Here is a 23,311-nt window from a genome sequence, read left to right as displayed (position 1 = left end):
CGAGGTTCGCGCTTGTCTGATTGGCGGAAGTAAAGGGTGCGTCACGGCTACCTCAATACCAGTTTCCGAGAGGAAATCAGGATTGGATGTCGATGATCCAAGGGAGTAGATCGTCGATCCAATTGATCGGATGAAAAGAACCTTTGATAGTGGACTTTTGTCGCGGTTAGATCGTTCAACCGGCGGTTTTCAGTTGTTTAGGGTGAAAATAAATCCTTAAATATTAGACATTTAACTCGTTTAGTCATGCTCCGCAGAAAGACGTTGGACTTTTGTCGCGCTCTTTCTTTTTGCTGGATCAGAAGCATGCCTAAGGCCGGAGGCGGTTTCCAAGAAGGTTAGCGCTTTTTCATACTCACCGAAGAAGCTTCTCCAAGCTGCCATCCCGCCGTATTCTCCAATTATCGCAATCATCGCTCGGTGGGATGCAATTAGCATTTGTTGTTGCTCACCTAGTTCTTTTATCTCTTTTCTCGCACCCTCCAGTTCTTTCTTTAGCTGTTTGACTTTACGCCGGTCATCATTTTTGCTTCGCCGTTCTCTCTGAAAGTTTCTATATTTTTCAAGAATATCTCGGCGAGCCGGTATGCGAGTAATATCTGAAGGGTTTTTGACTAAACCACGCCGAACACATGAACGAGCAGAAAGGTCGATATCTTCAGCTAACATTTGCTTCAGCTGCCTTTCGAACGCCAACAAGTCTTGCTGAGATAGGGTCATTGTCTTTTCTCTCTGCAGGTTCTTTGCGTTAAAGAACTACATCAGCCATCTAAGATGGAAGCGTTAGAGAGGGAGCCACCATCATATAGGTCATCCCCATTTGGTGAGACTTTTTGTCCCGGCTTGGTATCGAGAGCTCTCTGCACTGCGTCTAATCGCGTTTGAGCGTGCGTTAACTGGTTTTCCCAACCGAGTGGCCGAACATCGATAGGTTGTCTCTCAATTTGATCAATCCAACTGGATAACCGTCTTTTGAGTTTTCTAAGGTTGTCTTCTTCCGACTTAACTTTCGTCCGGGCTAGGTGTTTACAGTTATTGAAGCACTCAAGGTGGTTTGGGCATGTATCAACTGTAAAAGCATTCAAGCACACCCCGTAGGGGGTAACATGGAAGCCATCTGCCTCGGTTTGCAGATAGGTAATTGCGTCATCGAACCCCACGGTATCCTGAAGTTTATAGAATTCGCTTACTATTGGGCCAGCAATTTGCTTTTCCTTGATCATCTTAAACAGGATCTGACTGCGCTCACTAAGCTCGTTTACAAGTTCGTCTTCGATTTCAATATGTTGTAGTTCCTCAAAAAGACTCCGATGGTCATATGAAGCAGAATGACGTACATCTTTTCTGAAGCGCTTGGATATGACCGTGTCAGCGACGCCAAGGCGCATGAGTTCGGTATTTTGCAAATGTCGAAATGAGTGCGTTTTAATTGCTAGATCCTCAGCAATGCTTGGGCGATATCGCGCAAATATGCTGTCTTTACGTTTTCCGTCCAGCATTAGCATGATGTCGGACGCTGAGGATTTTCCTATTGCGTAATAGTGGAGAAGGTCAGTTATCCCACCATTTCGGCCTTCACCTAACGCTCGAACAGGCATTAGGAATAGATGCTGATATGGATAGATCGGAGAGCCATTATGCAGTGTGCCGGGTATCCAATCAGGCATTTTGTCTCGCCGGTATTTTCTGAGAAAGGCTTCAATTTGATAGACCTTAAAGTAGGCATTTGACCAAGACACTCTCCCCTCAACTTTTACTCCGTGACAGTCAAATACATCCACGTGTTCTCGCCAGCGAGTGTGCAATGAACGAATTTGGGGAGTGACGTCTATGCCGCGGGCGGCGATGTTATCTTCTTGCTCGCGATAGATGTCCCGTAGTGCGCTTTCTTGATAATGCGCGCGATATAAAGCAATAAGTTCCTGGTTAACAGGTCGAGAACTAACCGTAATGTTTCCTGTAACTCTGGCATAAGCCTCATAAGCGGGAATTAATGCCGACTGGTCAATATCTGGAAACAGGCTATTTCGTTTGATTTGCTGTTCGAGATTACTGCGCATAACGGACGTAGCTGCCAACGTACTTTGCACTAGATCTTCAACAACTTCTGCGTATAGGGGAGGGACATGCTGGATGTTTTCTGAAAGTATCACAGAAGATTTATGGTGCTGAGTAAGAGTCTTTTCGGCGAAATACTTCAATGTAAGGGATTGCGAAATCCCGTGTTCCTTCTCTGCAGGTTGTCCATCCTTTGTTGCGTAACTCCGCCATCTCAAACAATCGGCCGGTAACGAAACGACTTCACCTATTCTAAGTCCTGTAATAATACATAGCTGGAGTATTCTAAAGCGAATGAAGTCGGCAAAAGTTTTGGGTGGTTCTGTAAAGATGATTTCAACGAGCTCCCAGAAAGCCCGCTTGTCCGGCAAAGATTTACTCGATTTGCGCTCCGACAGTTTGGTCCGAACACCTTCTGTTTGACGAAATGTACGTTCATGAATGCGCCGTTCATCTACTTTATTCTGAGCATTCTGTCGATCTCGGTAGGGTAAGCAATACTGTGCAAGGGGACGAGTATCCGCTATTTGCATTCCGTCAAAAACAAGGCGCACTACCATTTCAAAATTCGCGGCAATCTTGCCCGAACTGCCTACGCCAAGTGCGACGTTGTAAGAATGCCGAACATCGTCGGCGGTGATTTCCCAAGGTTGATGCGCTTGATTTACGACACCAATGATCCGGATGATTTTGGCAATATTCGAATTTACGTGGCTAAGCTTGTTCTTCTTTACTAATAGCTCATTGATAATGATGGCTTTGTAAAAGTCTAACCAGTGCCCGTCCAAGAATAATCGCTGAGGGCAGGGGACATCTCTTTGTAGACACATCTCCCTTAGTGATTTTTCGGCATTTGCCGTAATTCTAGTGGTCCCTAACCAAATTAGAGGAGGAGGTGGAGTTCCGATGAGTGCGTTTAAATTCCATCTGTGTTCCTTAAAAATGTTTCCTTCTTCGTCGATAGGCGTGTCCCATTTAAGCTCACGTTGTCGTGCCAGTTGCTGAGCATTGGCAATTAGAGTTTTACATTCAGAGATTCCCATTGGTTTAACCCTCTCGATCCATCTCCTGAATGCCTTGGAGAGTTCGTTGCACAGCCGCAATTGTATCTTTTAACTGGAGAAATGCTGGAGAAACTTCACTGATGCGTTCAGCGTTGTAAAACTCACGTGCGACCTGCCGAAAATCTGTCAGCGTCCGTTTGTGTATTTCTTCGTCCTTCAGCGCGAGAAAGTGACGACAATTATAACAAGAAAATACGGGGTGTTTTTGGCAGTTTGGTTGACCAACAGTGCATTTTCCAATTCCAGATACAGGAATACCATGTGGCATACCTGCTACTATGGTGTCACTGGGGGCCTCGCCAAGTGCTCTCTTCGTGATTGTTTTTGTACGAGCGACTTCGGCGATCCTTGAATAAATTGGGGAAATGGATAGCGCTTGGTTAATCAATTCGGCCTGATTAGCTGATGTATCGTAATACACAGTCCCCGCATTCAGCGTTGAATGCTCCAAGAACTCCGCTACGGACACAGATGATGCCCCAGCATCCACCAATCTTTGACTGGCTGTATGCCGAAAATGTCCCGGCGTATATGGCGTGCCACATATATCCTCTGTGAAATCTTTGATACGCTTTGTTACTTCATTAGGTTTGAGGTGAAAGAGTTTGTCAGAAGAGGGCTTTCTTGTTTGAAGGTAGCTTGTAAAAAGTGGGCACCATTCACGCTTGATGCGCCGCATAGCACGTAAATGTGACTTTCTCTGCTTTGTACGAGGGAAAGATATATGAACAGCACCAGTGTCAAAACAGCGTACATCACTTACAGATATGCGAGCTATTTGCCCTGCTCTCAAACCATATTGAAAGCAGAGCACGAGCATGCAATACGACTGTATCTCAAATAGAGATTCTTTAGAGCTATTGTTGTTCAGAACCTTAACCGTAGCATCTATCCTTTCCACGAAAGAAGTTTGATCTTTGCTAGAGATAAAGCAGTCACCTGATTTAATGCGTTTGTACAAATCCAGTTTTGGGGTGGGTAGAGCAGAAATTCTCTGCATATAAGATGGGTGCCATGCACCTAAATTTTTCTCGCAGATGAAGCTTAATAAGCTTTTGATAGCCGTTGCTGTATCTTTTTTGATGTCTGTGGATATTACTAAACTCTGCCAAGAATGTTGTATTTCGTCAGGTCCCGAAATTATCACTAATAATAATTTATTAATTGAGTAACGTGAGCACCAAAGCACAACTCGCTGCAAATAAGCATGAACCACTCGACATTTCAAACCGGTGGTTATCTTACTTATAACCCAGTGCTTGAATAAATCGCGGGCTCCTTCGGGAATCCGCCGAAAATCAAAGTATTCAACTCTTCCATCTATTTCAGTGCGCCATCGATCTTCGGTCCGGATATTAATTAGTGTGTTATAACATTCCGCGTAGTCGTCATAATAACGCGCTAGTACAGGAAGAGGTGGCCAGCGGTTAATGTTCTGCTGGATGAATGCAATCAAACCGTCAAAATCATACTCTGGTTTGCTCATGGGAACGGCCTCCCAAAGTCAACCTAAGTCCGTGAATAAATCGATCAAAGTTCTCCGACCAAACGTCCTGATGCGAAGATTCAAAATAGGCCCTGGCATACAGCCGTGGCATTTGTGAGGTCGGTGCCCAACCAAAAAAAACACGCAATTTTTCAACAGCAATTTCCAAAGAATCGCCTTGATCGATGTGTTTTCGAATTCTGTAGACTGCTGCGGTATGGCGTAGGGCGTGGGGAGAGAGAGGTGTCCCGTTCGCAATACAGTTAAGCGCATTGTTAGAGAGGTTCTCTTTTGCCCTAGCGAAAACACTATTTACCCGAGCTGTGGATAATGGAAGTCCATTTCGAGATGTTAGAAGGTAGGGGTAGGGTGACCTTGTTCGGAAGTTGCGCAAATAAGTATCGTGGATAGCTGTTAGCTCGGAATTGACTGGAATGTTACGAGCGGAGAAAGAAGTTTTTAGTGACGGTTCAGTATGTCGAGGGTCACGAATTTTGACATTTGGTGGTTCTATGGAAATCCATGTCTTTGTTTGACAGCCATTGCTGCCATAAAAGGTATCTTGTTTAACCGAAGTGGTGGTGAGTAGTAAAAGTTCGCTTCGGCGTACACCTAGTGAAGTCAGAAGATGAAAAATAAGATAGTTTCTCCACCTTTGCTTCTCCGTACGGAAAGGGTTTGAGGAGGAGTTCGGGTTGAATATCTCACACAACTCGGTCAGGACGGCGGCAGGAAGCACCTTTGCTGAAGTAGGTCGTGCATGGGCGCTGAGGGTCAACTGATCATATAGATTTACCCGATGCTTGAGTCTCTCAAACAACTCACCAACCTTATTGTCATATGACTGCGGTACGAGATAGTTCAACAAATCAAATAAGAAAGCAGTGCAGGTGTTCCAAATGTCATGAGCATGGTTGCCAGAAGATTCGTGCTTTTGAAGGTTTCTGAGGCGGTAGAGATACCCACTTAGTATCGTTTCAATCTGATCAAAGTCTAAATCGGAGATTGCCCGATCGAACGTGCGTCTACCGTAAAGTTCTTCGCTGTAGTCGTAGAAAGTATTGAGATGGCGACAATATCGTCTGCGGGTACTTTTTGCCAATTTGGGTTTTAAACTGTCGAGCCAAACAATTATCCAGTATCTAGGCACACCATCGGTATCAGCTGATAATGCGCCAAGTAAGTGGTTCGGGAGATGTGGGCTATTGATAACGATAGTCGGCATCGTTCAGTAAACCTTCTCCGGAAGGCGGACGCGCCCCACATGTGAGCCTTGTTCCGCTACGCTACACAAGCCTCACATGTGGGGCGTAGCGCTGGAATGTCCAGATAAACGCAACAGATATAAATGAGTTGGTTTTGTCATAATATATATTATAGAACTTATTGATGTGGAGAAATGACGCGGGTATCAGGTTGCCCCACGTCTGGAATTTAGCTGTTCTTAAGGCGTCCTGTATCTAGTTTACCTCGATCACCAGCCCGTCATACGCCGGTTCGACATGATCCGGTGTATCGGCCATCGCCTGTGCGTAATCGAACTTGATGCTCATATGGGTCATGTAAACCTGCTTGGGTTTGAATTCTTCAACCCAGCCAAGAACTTTTTCAAGATGTGCGTGTGTGTTGTGTGGTCTGTGACGCAGGCAATCAACAATCCAGACATCCAGGTCATACAGATGTTGCTTAGATTCCTCTGGGAACTCGACGACATCCGTGCAATAGGCAAACTTGCCAATCTTGAAGCCCAAACTTTCCCCGTAGCCGTGATCTTGCGAAAAAACGGTTATCGGGACCCCTGCTGCATTCAGTGCCCCTGTGATCACATGCGGCACCAGAACCGGTTTGAAATAATACTCAACGCCATCAGGCAGCGGTGTAAAGACATAGTTGAACCGCTGATCGATGTCAGAAATCGTTTGCGCGTTGGCATAGATATCAATTGGACTGTTCATTGCGACGTTCAGCCAGCGCAAATCATCAATCCCGTGCACGTGATCGGCATGGGAATGCGTAAACAGGATCGCATCAAGATGATCGATATTATGGCTTAGGGCCTGTTCGCGAAAATCCGGCGTTACATCGACAAGAATCTTCTTGCCCGCTTCTTCAATAAGGATAGAGCTGCGTAAACGCCGGTTTTTCGGGTTGCTCGGGTCGCACTTTCCCCATCCAAGGCCAACAGATGGCACACCATTTGATGATCCACAGCCAAGGATGGTTACTTTTGTCACTGCGCGGCTTCTCCGGACAGCAAAAGGTTCTTACGGTCAGCCCGGGTAAACAACCGGAAGAAATTGTCCGTGGTGATGCGGGTGATTTCTTCGAGGCTTACATCTTTGATTTCGGCAAGCTTTGCCGCCGTATGCGCAACATAGGATGGTTCGTTCGGTTTGCCACGTTTGGGAACCGGGGCCAGATACGGCGCATCGGTTTCAACAAGCAGACGATCAAGCGGCACATCTTCAAGGGCTGCGCGGATTTCCTTGGCCGAATTAAAGGTAATAATCCCCGAACACGAGATATAAAAACCGATTTTCAAAGCCCGCTGTGCAAGAGCTGCCGAACTAGAAAAGCAGTGAATTACGCCGGTAAACGGCCCCTTCTCGTATTCTTCTTCAAGAATGTCCATCGTATCATCATCCGCATCGCGGGTATGAACGATCAAAGGCAGTCCGGTTTCACGACATGCGGCAATATGTGCACGAAAGCTTTGTTGCTGGGCTTCACGCGGGGCATTGTCATAGAAATAGTCCAGCCCGCTTTCACCGATCCCGATGATTTTAGGGTCGGATGTCCTGGCCAGCAGCGGTTCGGGGCTTGCAAGCCCCTCTTCGCCTGCTTCGTGCGGATGAACGCCGATCGTGCAATAGATATGATCGGACTTCTCGGCAATGGCGCGCACCTGATCGAATGTCGTCAGTTTCACGCCGATGCTGACCATCATACCAACGCCGGCATTCTTGGCGCGTGCGATGGTTCCGGCAAAGTCTTCGGAAAACTGCGGATAATCCAGATGGCAGTGGCTGTCGACAAGGGCGACATTCATGCCTTCTCTCCTTCGTCTTCTTCGACATAGCGCGGGAACACACCGGCCGGTTTCGGGATCTCAGTTCCCGGAACAAGCGCATGCTCAGCGCCGAGCATCTCAAAGCCGCGGTTGTCGTCGCCAAGAACCAGAAGATCGAGGATCTTCGATGCGGAATCCGGCATGATCGGCTGTACCAGAATGCCGACATGGCGAATGATTTCGGCCAGAACATAAAGAACCGTTTCCATACGTTCCGGATCGGTCTTTTTCAGGCCCCAAGGCGCCATTTCATCGACATAGCGGTTGGCATCGCCAACCAGGCTCCAGATTGCCTCAAGCCCCTTGTTAAATGCCTGCTCGTCAAAGAGGGCGCGTACGGTTTCAAGCATACCATGGGCCTTGCCGAGAATGGCATTGTCGGCATCGGTCAATGCACCCGGTGTCGGGATTGCAGCGTTACAGTTCTTGTGAATCATCGACAGAACACGCTGGCACATATTGCCAAGATCGTTTGCCAGTTCGCTGTTCATGCGGTTGACCATGGAACGATGGGAAAAATCACCATCATTGCCGAACGGTACTTCACGCATCAGGAAATAGCGGGTCTGATCAAGGCCATATTTCTGGGTCAGATCATACGGATCAATGACATTACCGATCGATTTTGAAATCTTCTGACCTTCATTGGTCCACCAGCCATGGGCAAAAACGCGCTTGGGCGGCGTGATACCAGCAGCAAGCAGGAATGCGGGCCAGTAAACAGCATGGAAACGCAGGATATCCTTGCCGACCATGTGCAGGTCTGCCGGCCAGTATTTCTCAAGCTTGGCCGGATCGGCATCCGGGTAGCCGACAGCGGTCAGATAGTTGGTTAGTGCGTCAAGCCAGACATACATGACATGATCTTCATCGCCCGGAACCGGTACACCCCATTTGAAGCTGGTGCGCGATACCGAAAGGTCATGCATCCCGCCCTTCACAAAGCTGAGGACTTCGTTACGGCGCGACTGCGGTGCGATGAAGTCCGGGTTCTGTTCATAGAACTCAAGCAGACGATCGCCCCAAGCCGACAGCTTGAAGAAATAGCTGGGCTCAGACACCCATTCAACCGGCGCGCCGGTTGGTGCCAGTTTCTCACCGTCTTTGGTGATCAGTTCTTTTTCCGCATAGAATGCTTCGTCGCGAACTGAGTACCAGCCATCATAGGAACCGAGATAAATCTCGCCCTTTTCAAGCAGCGTATTCCAAAGCGCCTGACAGGCCTTTTTATGGCGTTCTTCGGTTGTGCGAATGAAGTCATCGTTTGAATAGTTCATATGCACGGCCAGATCGCGGAAGTTCTGCGAGACCTGATCGGTAAAGGTTTGCGGGTCGATACCCTTGGCAGCAGCCGACTTGTCGACTTTCTGACCATGTTCGTCGGTTCCCGTCAGGAACATCACGTCATACCCGTCCAGGCGCTTGAAGCGTGCCAGAACGTCACAGGCAAGCGTCGTATAGGCATGGCCAATATGGGGCTTGTCGTTGACGTAATAGATCGGGGTTGTGATGTAATAGGGCTGTTTGTGCCCGGTCATGGTCGCAAATCCTTCGCGCAAGTCGTGAAACAAAACGGCCCGAAATGGGCCGTGATGGTCAAAATTTCGGTTACTGGGCAGTGATGTCAGGTTCGCATGGTTTCTTCAAGCATGAAGAATGCATTCAGCAAGGCCTGCTTGCGATCAAGATGCAAACCACGGGTCGCGCCCATCAATTCGTTGATCTTTTCCCATACCTCCAGCCATTGATCAAGCGGTTGCGCAGCAGCCATGCGTTGCATGGCCGGCAATTCGCCCTCTACGACTTCACGAGGGGGCTGGCCGGTGGCTGCAAAACGGATCATGCGCGCCAGCCACCAATGCAAAAGTTCGGTCACTGTGGCAAAGGCCGCGTCCTTGTCCACCGGGGAAAAACGTTCGGCAAATTTGTGCTGGGCCGCGACATCGGCATCGGGCAACGAGGCGATCAGACTGACCATCTCGGTATAAAGCTCAAGCCCGCCGACTTCATGAAGCTGAAGCGCGCGACCAATGCTGCCCTCGGCCAAACCGGACAGCGCATCACGATCACCAAGATCCATTTCGGGACAATAGCGCCCCAAAAGATCGACAACCTGATGGTCTTCCAGTGCACCAAGATTTAAACGACGGCACCGTGATCGAATGGTTGGAAGCAAACGTCCCGGGTGATGGGCGATCAAAATCATCATCGCATTTGCCGGTGGTTCTTCCAGAACCTTCAGAATGGCGTTGGCTGCATTGCGGTTTAACTCGTCAGCTGCGTCAACAATGACAATCCGCCATCCACCTTCGGCCGATGTCTTTGACATGAAGTTGCCGACAGTACGAACATTGGCAACGGTGATTTCGCCCTGAAGCCGCTTTTTCTTTTCATCATACTGGCGTTCGATGATTTTAAGGTCACCGTGCCCGCCGCCGGCAATACGACGCGCAACCGGGTCTTCCGGATCGACATAGAGACCATCGGATTGATCCCCGAACAAACCAGCACCGCCATTTTCGCCTCCACCGGAAAGGATGAAACGTGCAATGCGATAGGCAAGCGTTGCTTTGCCAATGCCGCGTGGCCCGCACAAAAGCCACGCATGATGCATACGTTTGCTGTTCCAGGCTTCTAGAATGGTTTTCTCGGCCTCTTCATGCCCAAGCAGGGCATCGTTGCGGCGCGGCGCAAAAGGGTTTTCTTCGTCCGGAAGGTCAATGCTGCCAGCCATTCGCGATCAAGCCCCCTGCCCGGCAATAAACGCCTCGACCGTCGAAATCACGCGTTCCGAAACCGTTTCAATATCGCCATCGGCATCAATGATGCGACATCTCTGCGGTTCAGCATCGGCAATTTCGCGAAAGCCGTTACGCAGACGCTGATGGAATTCAAGTCCCATCCGCTCGAACCGGTCTTCGGCGGCGCTGACATTGGCAAAGCGTGCCCCGGCACGCGCAAGGCCAACTTCAACCGGCAAATCAAACATCAAGGTCAGATCAGGTTTGAAACCGTCAATTGCCAGTTCCCAAAGATTGCGGATGTAGTCCGGTCCAAGACCGTGACCATAACCCTGATAGGCAACAGATGAGTCGGCAAAGCGGTCACAAAGAACAACTTTTCCGTCTGCAAGCGCCGGGCGGATGGTGCGTTCAACATGATCGCGGCGGGATGCAAACATCAAAAGGGCTTCGGTCACCGCATCCCAGCGACCGGGATCACCGGTCAGCAATAGAGTGCGGATTTCTTCTGCACCCGATGATCCACCGGGTTCGCGAGTGACAACAATGTCGCGCCCCTGATTGCGAAACCATTCTTCGAGACGGCGAATTTGAGTTGATTTGCCGCTGCCCTCACCGCCTTCGAAGCTGATGAACAAACCGGGCTTTTCGATCACCCGTTTGCCCCCCAAAGGAGATACTTGAAGGCTGCGCCAATGCGGCCAAGGAAGCCAAGACGTCCAACGTCATGTGCAGCGTAAAGCGGGAACTCGCGTGCTTCCTGATCCGGAACTTCGACCTTCAGGGTCGCGATCTGGTCGCCTTTGCTGATCGGTGCCGGAATCGGACCTTCATAGACGACTGACACTTTCATATCGCGACTTGCACTGCGCGGCAGGGTCAGAAGAATGTCCTGGTCTGCAACCAGATCGACTTTGGTTTCCGCACCAAGCCAGACATTGGCGGAACTAACCGCCTCGTCCTTTGAAAACAGGTCGTAATTGTCAAATTCACGGAAGCCCCAATCCAGAAGCTTTTGGGATTCCGTGCGGCGTTCACGTACCGAATTCAGCCCGTTCACAACGATAATCAAGCGACGGCCATCACGCTCTGCCGAAGCCGTCAAGCCATAACCAGCTGTTTCTGTGTGACCGGTTTTAAGGCCATCAACGCCCGCGCTGGTACCCAAAAGCGGGTTGCGGTTCGGCTGACGAATGCCGTTATAGGTGAATTCCTTGACGGAATAGAGCTCATAAAGGTCCGGGAAATTGCGAATGGTATCACGGGCAAGTGTGGCAAGGTCGTGAACGGTCACAAGATGCCCTTCTGCAGGCCAACCGGTCGCATTTTTAAAGACCGACTGGGTCATGCCGATATTGCGGGCTTCCTGGGTCATTTCGTCGGCGAAGGCTTCTTCTGTGCCAGAAAGACCTTCGGCCACAACGATTGCTGCATCGTTACCCGATTGAACGATGATGCCGTGCAAAAGATCGGAAACAGATACGTCGGAATTTACCTCGACGAACATCTTGGACCCGCCTTTGCGCCAGGCCTTTTCACTTACGTGGAAGGTATCATCCATAGACACGCTGCCGTCCTTGATATGCTTGAACAACATATGGACAGTCATCATCTTGGTCATGGATGCCGGTTCGGTCAGCGTGTCGCCATCCTTGTTCAGCAGCACCGTGCCGGTGTCAAAATCCATGATATAGGCTTCGCGCGCGGTCGTCTCGATTGCCCGCGCACTGGTCATCGACATTGCCATGACGGAGCCCAATATCGCGGCCCCGGCCACTACCCGGTTCAGACTGTTTTTGAACGGAACTGGCGGCATGAAAGTCATAGCGTCTTAACCCTGTATAATAAAATCTGTTTGACCGGTGTTCCGGTACGTTGGCCTTGCTGCTTACGTCGCAAATTCGGCAAAAATGTGCAACACCAAGCGTATTCTCTTACAAATTAAGCGAAGTTAAGAGAAAACGGCAAAGCCGATATTAGAAAAAGCGGTAGCATAGCCAGTTTCAGCAATCAACATCCCGACTTGGCCGCGCCGCCATCTGCACATTCAACAACTACTTTTGCACCGTTCTGGCCGGTTGCGATAACACGTTCCAGAAGGATATCTGCCTCTGGCACAGTGTTTAACGGACCAAGACGCACCCGGTAAAAGGTTGTGCCTTTAACATCAATCGGTTCGATCTTGCTTGGGGCAAGATCATAAAGCCGGTTACGAAGGTTTAGCGCATTGTCATAGATCGAAAAGGCACCCGCCTGAACATAAATGGCTGAACTTGTAATCGGTTCGACATTGACGATCGCGGCTTCCTCAACCGTGCCTTCTAGCGGAGATGACGACACAGTGGTCTGCGTTTCGGGCGGTGTCAGTTTGATCTTTGACGTGGTCGGCTGGCCCGTTTCGGTAATGGGACCATCGTCAAGACGTACCGTTTCGACCACATCCCGAGGGGCTGCTGTGACGGTATTCTGTTCGGCAACGGTTACGGTCGGGGCTGCTTTGCCCTGCGCAATAGCGGCAATTTGACGGCTGTCGCTTTCAATGACTTCGACCATGACCTTTGCCGTACCCTGCTTTTCAAAGCCAAGCAACTGTGCCGCCCGGCGCGACATATCAATGATACGCCCATGGGCAAAGGGACCACGATCGTTAACGCGCACTTTCAGCGATTTGCCGTTTTCAAGGTTGGTAACCCGGACAATGCTTGGCAAAGGCAATGTCCGGTGGGCTGCAGAAATTTCATACTGATCAAAAACTTCGCCATTGGCGGTTTTCTTGCCGTGGAATTTCGGACCATACCAGGACGCGATACCGGTTTCGCTATATTCGTAATCGACGGCCGGATAATACCATTGTCCGGCAATCTCATAGGGATTGCCGATCTTGTAGTTGCCGACCTGGGTTGGTTGTGATTGCACGCCCCCAAGGCGTTTAACACCATGAACCGCAAGCTGTGTCTCTGCACATCCAGCCAAAAGCATCCCGAGGGCAACCACTGACAATCCGAGGCGGCCATTCGTTCGCAGACGTGCAAATGCACTTTTTGTTGGTTTGGGCATCAAGGTGTCCCCGCTTTAAGATGCTCTGGTCTTGTCAGTGACGGGGAAAATTCCCTGTCTTCAGACATTGAAACGTTATTGGCCTGCGATTGCATCTGCCAGTGTGCCCACGGCGATTGCGAAATAGGTCGACCGGTTCCAATGCATGATGGTGTGGAAGTTGTTATAAACCATATATGCCGGACCTTCACCGTCATTTACGGTAACAATCGATGCTTCCATATCTGCTTTGGGAAGGTCGGTACCATTCGGCATCCGGACACCGAGCTTCTGCCATTCGGCAATCGGTTTGCGAATGTCACGACCGATCAGTGATTTATCAAGGGTTTCCGGAATACTGACTTTACGGCCCCAGCGTTCATCCCCTTTCCAGCCGACCGTGGAAAGATAGTTCGCAGCCGAGGCAAAAACGTCTTCCTTGGCGCCCCAAAGGTCGATCTTGCCATCCCCATTCCCATCGCGGGCATAATTCAGGAAGGTGGAAGGCATAAACTGTGCCTGCCCCATTGCGCCGGCCCAGGAACCCGACATGTTTTCCGGTGCAATATGACCAGCATCGATGATGGTCAGCGCATTCAGCAGTTCCTTGCGGAAATACTCGGCGCGACGGCCTTCGAATGCCAAGGTCGCAAGTGAATCAACAACCGAATATCCGCCAGTATGACGTCCAAAGCCGGTTTCGATACCCCAGAATGCTGTCAGATATTGACCCGGAACGCCGTATTTCTTCGCAGCAGCATCAATGACAGCGCGGTTTTCAGCATATTTCTTGCGGCCTTCATTGACGCGCGATTGCGGCACAACACGCTGAATATACTGTTCAAAGGTCAGCTTGAATTCGGGTTGGCTGCGATCATACTCAATCACTTTGGGGATCGGCTTGGTATTGGCAAAGGCTACATCAAGCGTTGACTGGGAAATGCCCTTGGTCACTGCTTCTTTTTTAAAGTCGACAAGCCATTCATCGAACCCCTCGGTCGTGAATTCTGGAAGTTTTTCATCGGTCTGTGCATAGGCAGGTGCATTTGCAACCAAAACAGAAAGCACAGAGGCGGCGGTCAGCAATTTCCAGAATTTCATCAAAGGCCTCATTCAGGGTCGTGATTATCGGATCAGGCCACCGTCGGGCCGTGCATCCAGTCATTCGATCGCCATTTTGTTGCGACATTGGACCTCACGATCCTGTTTGCGCAAACCACGGCTTAGGAATTTGATACCGCCTCAGACGTTAAGACTTGCTAAATGGATAGTCGCAGATGTGAAACACCTGCCGGGAATGAAGCGACAGCTTGAGCATCAGGGCGAAATGTTTGAAAGCCCGACATCAGGTAATTGGCGTATTATTCTGAAATAAAGATGTTTTTATCATGTCGTTAAGCGCCCACGGAAGCGGTCCCGTTCTAAATTAGCGTCTTCTGAATATGTGTTGTTCATGTGTGCGACGGAGATTGGTTTGTGCCGGACAGTGCGAATCGCCACTCGTGTCTGGCAACCTTTTACCGATGTTTGAAACCAGCACCAGCCCGGAATTTGGCAAGTTTATTCATCAGGATTGCACGCATGTCTGGGCTTTGGTCTGCAATTCAGATCGCATGAAACATGATCTGAGACTGCTTCACTCTTTGGTTGCCATAGCACCCTGAAAACACATTATTTCGCCAGTATTGGCGACAATCGATGATTGGCCTATTGACAGGGCGGCACACCCAATTTATTGAAAGCGCCCAGAGCGAAATGCTCCGACCATTTTTGCGGAGAGGTGGCAGAGTGGTTGAATGCAACGGTCTTGAAAACCGTCGTGCCTTTACGGGTACCGTGGGTTCGAATCCCACCCTCTCCGCCATTTCCCCAGACATCATTTTTCTATAGAACGCAGTCGAATTTCCGTGTTGTCGCGCCTGTTTGGACACAACACTTGGTAAATCGACTGTGCAAACGAGCGGCGATGAAGATCACTGGTGTCTTTTCGGTGCGCCGCTCTTGCGAGGTGATTAGTAGCTCAGTTCCAAGCCAAGCATTCTGCTAAGCGTGAAGGCCAGAAGACCGACGCCAAATAAGGCGATTGCGAAACCTGTGGCGACCTTCGCGCCAGAGCGCAATAGCGCTTGCCGGTCTCCCTTCTCGCCTTGATCGTAATGCCACTTGATGGCGAAGAACATGGCGGTGATCAGTGCGACAACCTTGAAAGTACCAAAAACTATTGGGACCCAATCCATATTAAAGACTCTCTTGTGCATTGGCTTTATGCGTTATGGCTTGATCCATAGCCACACGCACAGTTCTTATTCTGCAACGCAGATATGTAACTAAAACTGGTAGTGTATTGGTAGACATCGTTGGGTTTGGCGAAGGCAACTCAGAAAGGATATGCTAAACGGTTTTACCAGCGTTCGACGCTACAAGCAGCAGCACACATAACAGTGCGTCCGAATTTGGTATTTATCTTAAAGTGCCCCGTTGGAATTGATATTTGTGGATTTCAACAAGCGTTTCGTATTCTTCGCCAGCAAATCACGATTGCACAGCTACTGTTTGTCTTGACGCAGCTAACCCTGTTCTGCGAAATGTTGCCTACGTCTGAAGTACACTGAAAACGTTGTAAAGAAAGTCCTTGATATGAGTGAGTTAGCGCCCTGCCCCAAATGTCAATCGCCCTACACCTATGAAGATGGTGAGCTTTTGATTTGTCCGGAATGCGCGCATGAATGGTCCGCATCAGGTGATGCGTCTTCTGACAAGGTTGTCAGAGATTCCAACGGAACGCCGCTTGCTGACGGTGATACAGTCAGCGTTATCAAGGACCTTAAGGTTAAAGGTTCATCTGCTGTTGTCAAAGTCGGAACCAAAGTCAAAGGCATTCGCCTTGTTGATGGCGATCATGACATTGATTGCAAAATTCCCGGTATCGGCCAGATGGGGTTGAAATCGGAATTTGTGAAAAAAGTCGCCGACTGATTTTCCGGCCCAATGATCCCAAAAGAAAAGCGCACCATATTCTGGTGCGCTTTTCTATTTCAATAAGCCTGAGATATAAGGTTAGTCGGCGCTGCCGGTCCGGAATGTTGCGCCCGGTTTCGGTTTAAGCACGCGTTGAACAAACCAGATCGCCGCGGCCATGCCGACCCCGATAAGGTCCGTCACAATGCCACCTGAAATCATAAAGAGCGCTGCTATGACCAAGGCAATGCGCAGGAACCAAACCGCATTGCGGCCAAGGAACCAGCCCTGAACGCCCGCAGACAACAGGAACACACCGGCAACCGCCGTAACCAGTGCCTGTGCGATTTGCAGATATGTCCCATCCATCAGGATGGCCGAGTTATAGAAGAACATGAACGGCACGATAAACGCCGCAATGCCGATCTTGAACGAGGCAACGGATGTTTCCATCGGGTTGGCCCCCGAAATACCAGCCGCCGCATAGGATGCCAAGGCAACCGGCGGCGTGATCGCGGAAACCACGGCAAAGTAGAACACAAAAAAGTGCGCGGTCAGCGGTTCAATACCAAGTTCGATCAGGCCTGGTGCAACGACAGAAGCCGCCACAGCATATGCCGCGGTTGTAGGCATCCCCATTCCAAGCAGGATGGCGATCAACATTGCAAAGATCAGTGCAAGAAGCTGCGATGCTTCTGCCAGACCAAGCAGCAGGTTGGAGAAACGTGCACCAACCCCGGTAAGGGCAATTACCCCGACAATGATGCCAGCACAGGCACAAACGGCAATGATCTGGATCGACATGCCGCCAGCAAGCTCGAAGGCCTTGGCAACGGATCGAACGCCAACCCGGTTCGGTGTTAACCAGCTTACGACCACAGCAGCAACCGTTGCCAGCGTTCCGGCACGGATAACCGAATAACCAAGGAACAGTGCCACAATCAGAATGATGATCGGCAAGAACAGGTAAACCTGTTTGACCATCGTGTTAAAGCGCGGCAGTTCATCTTCCTTCATGCCGCGCATGCCAAGTTTGGCGGCTTCGAAATCGACCATGAAATAGATCGATACGAAGTACAGGATCGCCGGAATAACCGCCGCAATGGCAATATCGGTATAAGGAATACCGGTAATCTCGGCCATGATGAAGGCACCTGCCCCCATGATTGGCGGCATGATCTGCCCGCCGGTTGACGCAGCTGCTTCAATCGCACCAGCAGTCTTTTTGTGATAGCCGACCTTCTTCATCAATGGAATGGTCAGGGAACCGGTTGCCACAACGTTACCCGCAGACGTACCGTTGATCATCCCCATCAGGCCGGATGCAAAGATTGCCACCTTGGCAGGGCCACCACGTGCACGACCTGCGACCGAGAACGCAAAGTTCACGAAGTAATCGCCAACTTTGGAAGCCTGAAGGAAGGCTGCGAAGATGATAAACAGGATGATGTAGGTCGAAGAAACAGCCGTCGTCGGACCAAGGATACCGGCATCGGTATAAACCTGGCTAAAGAAGCGCTGCCAGGTGATGGCCGGTGACTGCAGGAAGCCCGGCAGAAACTCGCCGACAAAGACATAAACAAGGAAGATCGTCGCAATGATCACAAGCGCAAGACCAGCAACGCGACGTGTGAGTTCCATGATCAAAAGCGTACCGGAAATCGCGGCAATGGAAATCCCGATCGGTGCAAATGGCGTCCCGGTCGAGTTGCGCATCAGGGTTCCGTAAATCGTGATCAGATAGATCGCAACGGCAAGACCACAGACAGTCAGGACAAAATCAGGTGGCGAATAACGGTTTCTGCCGGTTTTGTTAAACCAGGAAAGAACAATACCGCCAACGGTCGCAGCCATAAGCGGCGCACCAAAGACCCATGTTTCATTGAATTTGATCCGTGCATCAATGCCGTTCCACATCGCGCCGTTACTGATTTCGAAGGCAAAGCTGATTGCAGTACCAACAGCAACAAAGGCAGGAACAAGGAGGACATAGGACAGATAGCCGAGCAATGGTGTCTGGCCGGTTGGCTCATCTACAAATTTGTTGGCAGAGTACCAAAGAAAACCGATAGCCAACGCGCCGGCAACGTGAACGATGCGGAAATTCCAGGTTTCCAGCGGAAAAGCAGGCAGGAAATCCAGATTGACCAACCCGCCAGTCATCGCCGACAGCGATACGCCATTGAGCGCTAGCATATGGAAGGCAGCGTAAATCGCAGCAGCAATGGTAATGAAACTGAGCCCGCGCCCTTCAAAAAGGCGTCGGTTATGTTCAATCGGCTCTTCGTCCACACCATCAGCAATAAGATGTTCGTTGTCCTGATTGTTTGGTTCGGTCATTGGTTTCCCCACACTCTTTGGGCAATTGTTTTTGGCAAGCTTCTTGGCGGCGATTGAGCAAAGGCGGGCCACCTTGTCTGGTGGCCCGCCCTGCGAGATCATATGTGACTGACTTAGTGGATCATGTCAGCCGGAATGGACGCGCCATGTTCATTGAACCATTTGGCGGCACCCGGATGCCATTTCATGACTTTGTTCTTGTCCCAGTTTTCCGGAACGGTCGAACGTGCTGCACGGTGGATCGAAACCATGCGGGCGTTATCCGACATCACAACGTCAGTTGCGGCATAGACAAAGCTTTCCGGAAGATCACAATTGGCAATCGCAAAGTTCCACATCGATACCGAGCGTGCCGGTGCCGTCAGTGTCGTGTAAGTGTCTGCGGCGATATTGAATTCGGATACCGGGAAGGCATCCATGATCTGTTTCTGTTCTGCTTCGGTGAACTCGATAATGTTCACTTTAGTCTGAACTTCGAGCTGGCTAACAGCCGGAACCGGAACGCCAGCGGCGAATGCGATAACGTCAAGCAGTCCGTCCTGAAGCTGACCACCAAGGTCGGCCCAGCCACCGTTGCGGCGTTCAAACTTGACACCAAGTTCTTCCAGCATCCGCGGGAAATAGGTGTCGGAGGTTGAACCAGCCGGACCAAAACCGATTTTCGCACCTTCCGGGATATCGGCAACCGATGAGATGCCCGACGAAGACAAAGCCGTGATAGAGAACGGCGTCTGATACATCGGGAACATTGCACAGGCGTTGGTCATCTGAACGCCCGGGGCAATCGGGTTGGTACCAGCAAGCGATTCCGCTGCCGGTCCCATGGTGGTCATGCCAAATGCTGCTTCGCCGGTATGAACCAGTGCCATGTTCTGCATCGGGCCACCGGTAACTTCGCCGCCACCGGAAATGCCAAGTTCTTCAGCAACAAGGTTTGCCCAGCCTGAACCATAGGCAAAGAACGTACCACCCTGTGATGCCGTTCCGACAGTAAAGCTTTCCGGCCAGCCGGTGCGGTCCTGTGCCACGGCTGCGGTACTCCCAAACGCAAACGCGACCGCCATCCCTGCAATAAATGCGCGCTTCATCTATTTCCTCCGTTTTAATCGGTGTTTATCTGACGTTGCCCCCAAGGCGCTCCAAGACAGTTCCACATATGGGGAAGCTAAAGGTTGAAGACAACGCGTTCCATAATCAATCACTAAAACAAGGGATTTGGAAAGTGATGTTGGTCTCACGTCATATGCGACTTTGGTCGAACCTTGCGGTGAAGGCTGCAGTGCACCTCTAAATCATTTTTTATTGATGTAACGCACGAACACTTGCTTCAAGCGCTTGTAATCGCACGGGAACGTTACAACGTCATAAAAGGTTTTCCTTATTCGGAGTGCGGCGCAATGTCTTTGAATATCGGCAGTAGGATTCTTCTTGCGGCAGCAATGATCGTTGTCGCGACATTTGCCGCCTTTATCCTGTATTTTGATTATCAACAGCGAACATCCATCCAGAGCGCTTTGCAATCAAAGCTTAGCGAAAGCGGGTCTTTGGCGACTGCCGGGATTTCAAACTGGCTTGATGGCAGAAGGTTATTGGTCGAAAGCCTTGCAAACAACATTGCGCGAGACAGCTCCCCTGCTGCTGTCAGCAAGATTGCCAGTGGTCAGGCGCTGGTTGAATCGTTCATTTATTCCTATTTCGGAAGTGCGGACGGCGTGATGACCATGTATCCGCCAGATGACCTGCCGCCGGACTATGATCCGCGCAAGCGTCCTTGGTACGGAGATGCTGTTGCGATTGGTGATAGTACCCTTACCGAACCCTACACAGATGCCTCAACCGGCCAGTTAATTGTGACGGCAACAACCCCGGTTTTTGACGGATCGAAACTGCTTGGTGTTGTTGGCGGTGACATAAACATCACCATCCTTGGCGATCTGGTCCGCAGTATTGATCTTGGCGGGATTGGTTACGGTTTTCTGGTTAATGATCAGGGAACCGTCCTTATTCATCCTGATGCCGGATTTACCTTAAAGCCAATTTCAGAAGTCTTCCCGGAAAATACTCCGACGGTGGCAGAAGGCATGCAAAGCATCGTGGATGATCAGGGGGACATGCTTTTCACCTTCTTCAAGGTTAATGGATTGCCTTCGGTTAACTGGTATCTTGGCTTCGCGATTGATCGCGATGCGGCATATGCGTCTTTGACAGAGTTTCGTTTTACAGCAGTCATAACTGCGATCATTGCTGTGCTTGCGATCATGGGGTTGATGGGCATTCTGGTCCGCAGTTGGGTTTCGCGTCCGGTTCTTGGCATGACGTCCGTAATGACCCGGCTGGCCCGCGGGGACAAAGACATTGAAGTACCGGGCACCGAACTTAAGGACGAAATCGGTGCAATGGCAGCCGCGGTTCTTGTCTTTAAGAATAACGCAGCCGAAGTTGACCGGTTGGCGCGCGAAAACGAACAGGCAACCCAGCGTGCAGCCCAAGAACGCAAAAGAACGCTGGATAAGATGGCGGACAATTTTGAAAGGAGCGTCCTTTCGATTGTTGAAACAGTCGCAGACGCGGCAGAACGAACCCAATCGGTCGCAACCCAGCTTTCGGCCAATGCCGAGGAATCAACTGCCCGGGCGGCCGCCGTTTCAAATGCCGCGAACATCACAACTGAAAACGTTCAGGCCGTGGCATCCGCGACCGAGGAACTGTCGGCGGCCATTCGGGAAATCGGTGCCCAGGTTACCCAGTCCATTGATGTGGCGACAGAAGCGGTCAATGGTATCAACAGCACAACGGCGACTGTGACCGAGCTGGCCGCGGCAGCAGAACGGATCGGACAAGTGGTCGGGCTTATTCAGGACATTGCCGGACAAACAAATCTTCTGGCTCTTAATGCCACCATTGAGGCCGCGCGTGCCGGCGATGCCGGTAAAGGATTTGCTGTGGTTGCTGGCGAAGTCAAATCATTGGCCAACCAGACTGACAAGGCCACTGGCGATATTCAGACGCAGATTGATGGTATTCAGGGGTCTTCCAACAGGTCCGTTTCAGAAATCGGATCCATTTCGAGTACCATCGAACGGATCAACGAGTTCTGCAATGCCATTGCAGCGGCGGTCGAGCAACAAGGTGCAGCGACACGTGAAATCGCCGACAGTGTTCAGCGTGCTGCGTCCGGTACACAGGATGTATCGCAGAACGTTTCGGCCGTTTCGGATGCATCGAATATGGTTAGTGAAGAAGCCAATTCTCTTTTGGTGTCATCACGTGAAATGCGTCAACTTGCCCAGCAACTGCGTGAAGAGGTTCTGGGCTTCCTGAAGTCGGTCCGCGAGAACGACTGAAAATACACCATTTTCACCCCTGCCCTTGTTTTCATAACCATCATTGCACCTTATCGGTGCAATGATGGTTTGCTGCGTGGTTTTTGCACAAGAGTCTGTCGATGTCGTCGTTTTTCCAAAAATCGCTTGGCGTTTAATTGCGTGACAGTACGTAGACTTGGCATATTTTTGCGTCACGATTGCGAGGTGATATCGATAACCATTTGAAACTTATGGTTTATTCATAAAAATGCAAAAAATCAGTGGAAATACGCAGCGGCCATAGGCAATTATTGGTGCCATGAGAGGCGCATCAAAGGCGTGTCTTGTGGGGGAGCATCCGGGCAAGGATGCTAAGACAAACAAAATTCAGACTCTCAACAGGGAAGCTTTTCAGGCGCTATGAGCAAAAACATACCCGCCCTACAGGTCGAAGGGATGATCAAAAACTTTGGGGATCACGAAGTCCTTAAAGGAATTGACCTGACGGCGCATACCGGGGACGTGATTTCGATTGTCGGTTCCTCTGGTTCGGGCAAAAGTACGTTCCTGCGGTGCATCAATCTGCTTGAAACCCCGAATGCGGGCAAAGTCCATGTCCACGGCGAACTTATTCGCATGAAGACATTGAAGGACGGTTCGCAGGAAGCTGCAGACAAAAGGCAACTCCAACGTATCCGTACCAAGCTTGCGATGGTGTTTCAAAGCTTCAACCTGTGGAGCCACCTGACCATTCTTGAAAATGTGATCGAAGCACCGGTTCACGTTCTTGGCGTTCCGAAAAAGGAAGCCATCGAACGTGCCGATGCCCTTTTGCAGAAGGTCGGGATGTATGAGCGGCGCGACTATTATCCGGGACATGTTTCCGGTGGTCAGCAACAGCGCGCTGCGATTGCACGCGCATTGGCGATTGAGCCGGAAGTTCTTCTGTTTGACGAGCCGACATCGGCCCTTGACCCGGAACTGGTCGGGGAAGTGCTGAAAGTCATGACGGATTTGGCCGAAGAAGGCCGCACGATGCTGGTTGTGACCCATGAAATGGGGTTTGCAAAAGGGGTTTCCAGCCACGTGATGTATTTGCACCAGGGTCGGGTTGAGGAATTTGGCAATCCGACTGATGTGTTTGAGAATCCCAAATCGGAACGCATGAAGCAATTCCTTCAGCGTGATTTCTGATTTGGCAGACTGTCGCAGAAGAGGCGGCAGTCGCGTGAATGGGTGCAAGGGATTGTACG

General features: G+C 50.4%; 18 protein-coding genes and 1 tRNA gene. 4 read left to right on the top strand and 15 right to left on the bottom strand.

Features of this window, described 5'->3' with window-relative positions; all coding sequences use genetic code 11:
* Positions 1-240: 240 nt before the first annotated feature.
* The 12 genes from TH19_RS12900 to TH19_RS12845 all read right to left on the bottom strand — a co-directional run bounded on the left by TH19_RS12900 (position 241) and on the right by TH19_RS12845 (position 14,556).
* Positions 241-720, bottom strand: coding sequence for a hypothetical protein (locus TH19_RS12900; protein ID WP_114102775.1), 480 nt, complete (start codon positions 718-720; stop codon positions 241-243).
* 41 nt (positions 721-761) lie between these two features.
* The gene (locus tag TH19_RS12895) at positions 762-3,101 is read right to left on the bottom strand and encodes a hypothetical protein (RefSeq protein WP_114102774.1); all 2,340 of its coding nucleotides are present in this window, start codon (positions 3,099-3,101) and stop codon (positions 762-764) included.
* Between the two features lie 4 nt (positions 3,102-3,105).
* Positions 3,106-4,608, bottom strand: a complete 1,503-nt coding sequence (locus TH19_RS12890) for a tyrosine-type recombinase/integrase (protein WP_114102773.1) — start codon at positions 4,606-4,608, stop codon at positions 3,106-3,108.
* Entirely contained in the window at positions 4,589-5,833 is a 1,245-nt protein-coding gene (locus TH19_RS12885; protein ID WP_114102772.1) for a site-specific integrase, read from the bottom strand. Before TH19_RS12885 ends, TH19_RS12890 begins: the two co-directional genes overlap by 20 nt.
* 235 nt (positions 5,834-6,068) lie before the next feature.
* Entirely contained in the window at positions 6,069-6,842 is a 774-nt protein-coding gene (locus TH19_RS12880) for an MBL fold metallo-hydrolase (protein WP_114102771.1), read from the bottom strand.
* Positions 6,839-7,657, bottom strand: coding sequence for a TatD family hydrolase (locus tag TH19_RS12875; RefSeq protein ID WP_114102770.1), 819 nt, complete (start codon positions 7,655-7,657; stop codon positions 6,839-6,841). The genes TH19_RS12880 and TH19_RS12875 overlap by 4 nt, the downstream gene beginning before the upstream one ends.
* Entirely contained in the window at positions 7,654-9,216 is a 1,563-nt protein-coding gene (gene metG / locus TH19_RS12870) for a methionine--tRNA ligase (protein ID WP_114102938.1), read from the bottom strand. The genes TH19_RS12875 and metG overlap by 4 nt, the downstream gene beginning before the upstream one ends.
* Positions 9,217-9,302: 86 nt before the next feature.
* Complete coding sequence (locus TH19_RS12865; RefSeq protein ID WP_114102769.1) at positions 9,303-10,412, bottom strand: DNA polymerase III subunit delta'; 1,110 nt, start codon at positions 10,410-10,412, stop codon at positions 9,303-9,305.
* Positions 10,413-10,418: 6 nt separating this feature from the next.
* The gene (tmk, locus tag TH19_RS12860; RefSeq protein ID WP_114102937.1) at positions 10,419-11,075 is read right to left on the bottom strand and encodes a dTMP kinase; all 657 of its coding nucleotides are present in this window, start codon (positions 11,073-11,075) and stop codon (positions 10,419-10,421) included.
* On the bottom strand, positions 11,072-12,244 hold the full coding sequence (locus TH19_RS12855; protein ID WP_114102768.1) for a D-alanyl-D-alanine carboxypeptidase family protein: 1,173 nt from the start codon (positions 12,242-12,244) through the stop codon (positions 11,072-11,074). The genes tmk and TH19_RS12855 overlap by 4 nt, the downstream gene beginning before the upstream one ends.
* A gap of 185 nt (positions 12,245-12,429) precedes the next feature.
* Entirely contained in the window at positions 12,430-13,476 is a 1,047-nt protein-coding gene (locus TH19_RS12850; RefSeq protein ID WP_114102767.1) for a septal ring lytic transglycosylase RlpA family protein, read from the bottom strand.
* Between the two features lie 75 nt (positions 13,477-13,551).
* Complete coding sequence (locus TH19_RS12845) at positions 13,552-14,556, bottom strand: lytic murein transglycosylase (protein ID WP_114102766.1); 1,005 nt, start codon at positions 14,554-14,556, stop codon at positions 13,552-13,554.
* 673 nt (positions 14,557-15,229) lie between these two features.
* Here TH19_RS12845 and TH19_RS12840 point away from each other — a divergent pair.
* Positions 15,230-15,319, top strand: a tRNA-Ser gene (locus TH19_RS12840).
* 148 nt (positions 15,320-15,467) lie between these two features.
* Here TH19_RS12840 and TH19_RS12835 read toward each other — a convergent pair.
* The gene (locus tag TH19_RS12835; protein ID WP_114102936.1) at positions 15,468-15,692 is read right to left on the bottom strand and encodes a hypothetical protein; all 225 of its coding nucleotides are present in this window, start codon (positions 15,690-15,692) and stop codon (positions 15,468-15,470) included.
* A 400-nt stretch (positions 15,693-16,092) separates the two neighbouring features.
* On the opposite strand from TH19_RS12835, the gene TH19_RS12830 reads away from it, so the two are divergent.
* Positions 16,093-16,431 (top strand): zinc ribbon domain-containing protein YjdM, encoded by a 339-nt coding sequence (locus TH19_RS12830; protein ID WP_114102765.1) that lies wholly within the window; start codon positions 16,093-16,095, stop codon positions 16,429-16,431.
* Between the two features lie 81 nt (positions 16,432-16,512).
* Here TH19_RS12830 and TH19_RS12825 read toward each other — a convergent pair whose 3' ends face one another.
* Both TH19_RS12825 and TH19_RS12820 read right to left on the bottom strand, forming a co-directional pair.
* Positions 16,513-18,753, bottom strand: a complete 2,241-nt coding sequence (locus TH19_RS12825) for a TRAP transporter permease (protein ID WP_114102935.1) — start codon at positions 18,751-18,753, stop codon at positions 16,513-16,515.
* 113 nt (positions 18,754-18,866) lie between these two features.
* A complete protein-coding gene (locus TH19_RS12820) occupies positions 18,867-19,841 on the bottom strand; it encodes a TAXI family TRAP transporter solute-binding subunit (RefSeq protein WP_114102764.1) in 975 nt (324 codons plus the stop codon).
* A 309-nt stretch (positions 19,842-20,150) separates the two neighbouring features.
* Here TH19_RS12820 and TH19_RS12815 point away from each other — a divergent pair, with 309 nt between their 5' ends.
* Entirely contained in the window at positions 20,151-22,097 is a 1,947-nt protein-coding gene (locus TH19_RS12815) for a methyl-accepting chemotaxis protein (RefSeq protein ID WP_114102763.1), read from the top strand.
* A 381-nt stretch (positions 22,098-22,478) separates the two neighbouring features.
* Positions 22,479-23,252, top strand: a complete 774-nt coding sequence (locus tag TH19_RS12810) for an ABC transporter ATP-binding protein (protein WP_114102762.1) — start codon at positions 22,479-22,481, stop codon at positions 23,250-23,252.
* Positions 23,253-23,311: the final 59 nt, after the last annotated feature.

Source organism: Thalassospira profundimaris, from assembly GCF_003326675.1.
In the GTDB taxonomy this organism is placed as follows: Bacteria; Pseudomonadota; Alphaproteobacteria; order Rhodospirillales; family Thalassospiraceae; genus Thalassospira; species Thalassospira aquimaris.
This window is presented reverse-complemented; position numbering and strand designations above follow the sequence as displayed.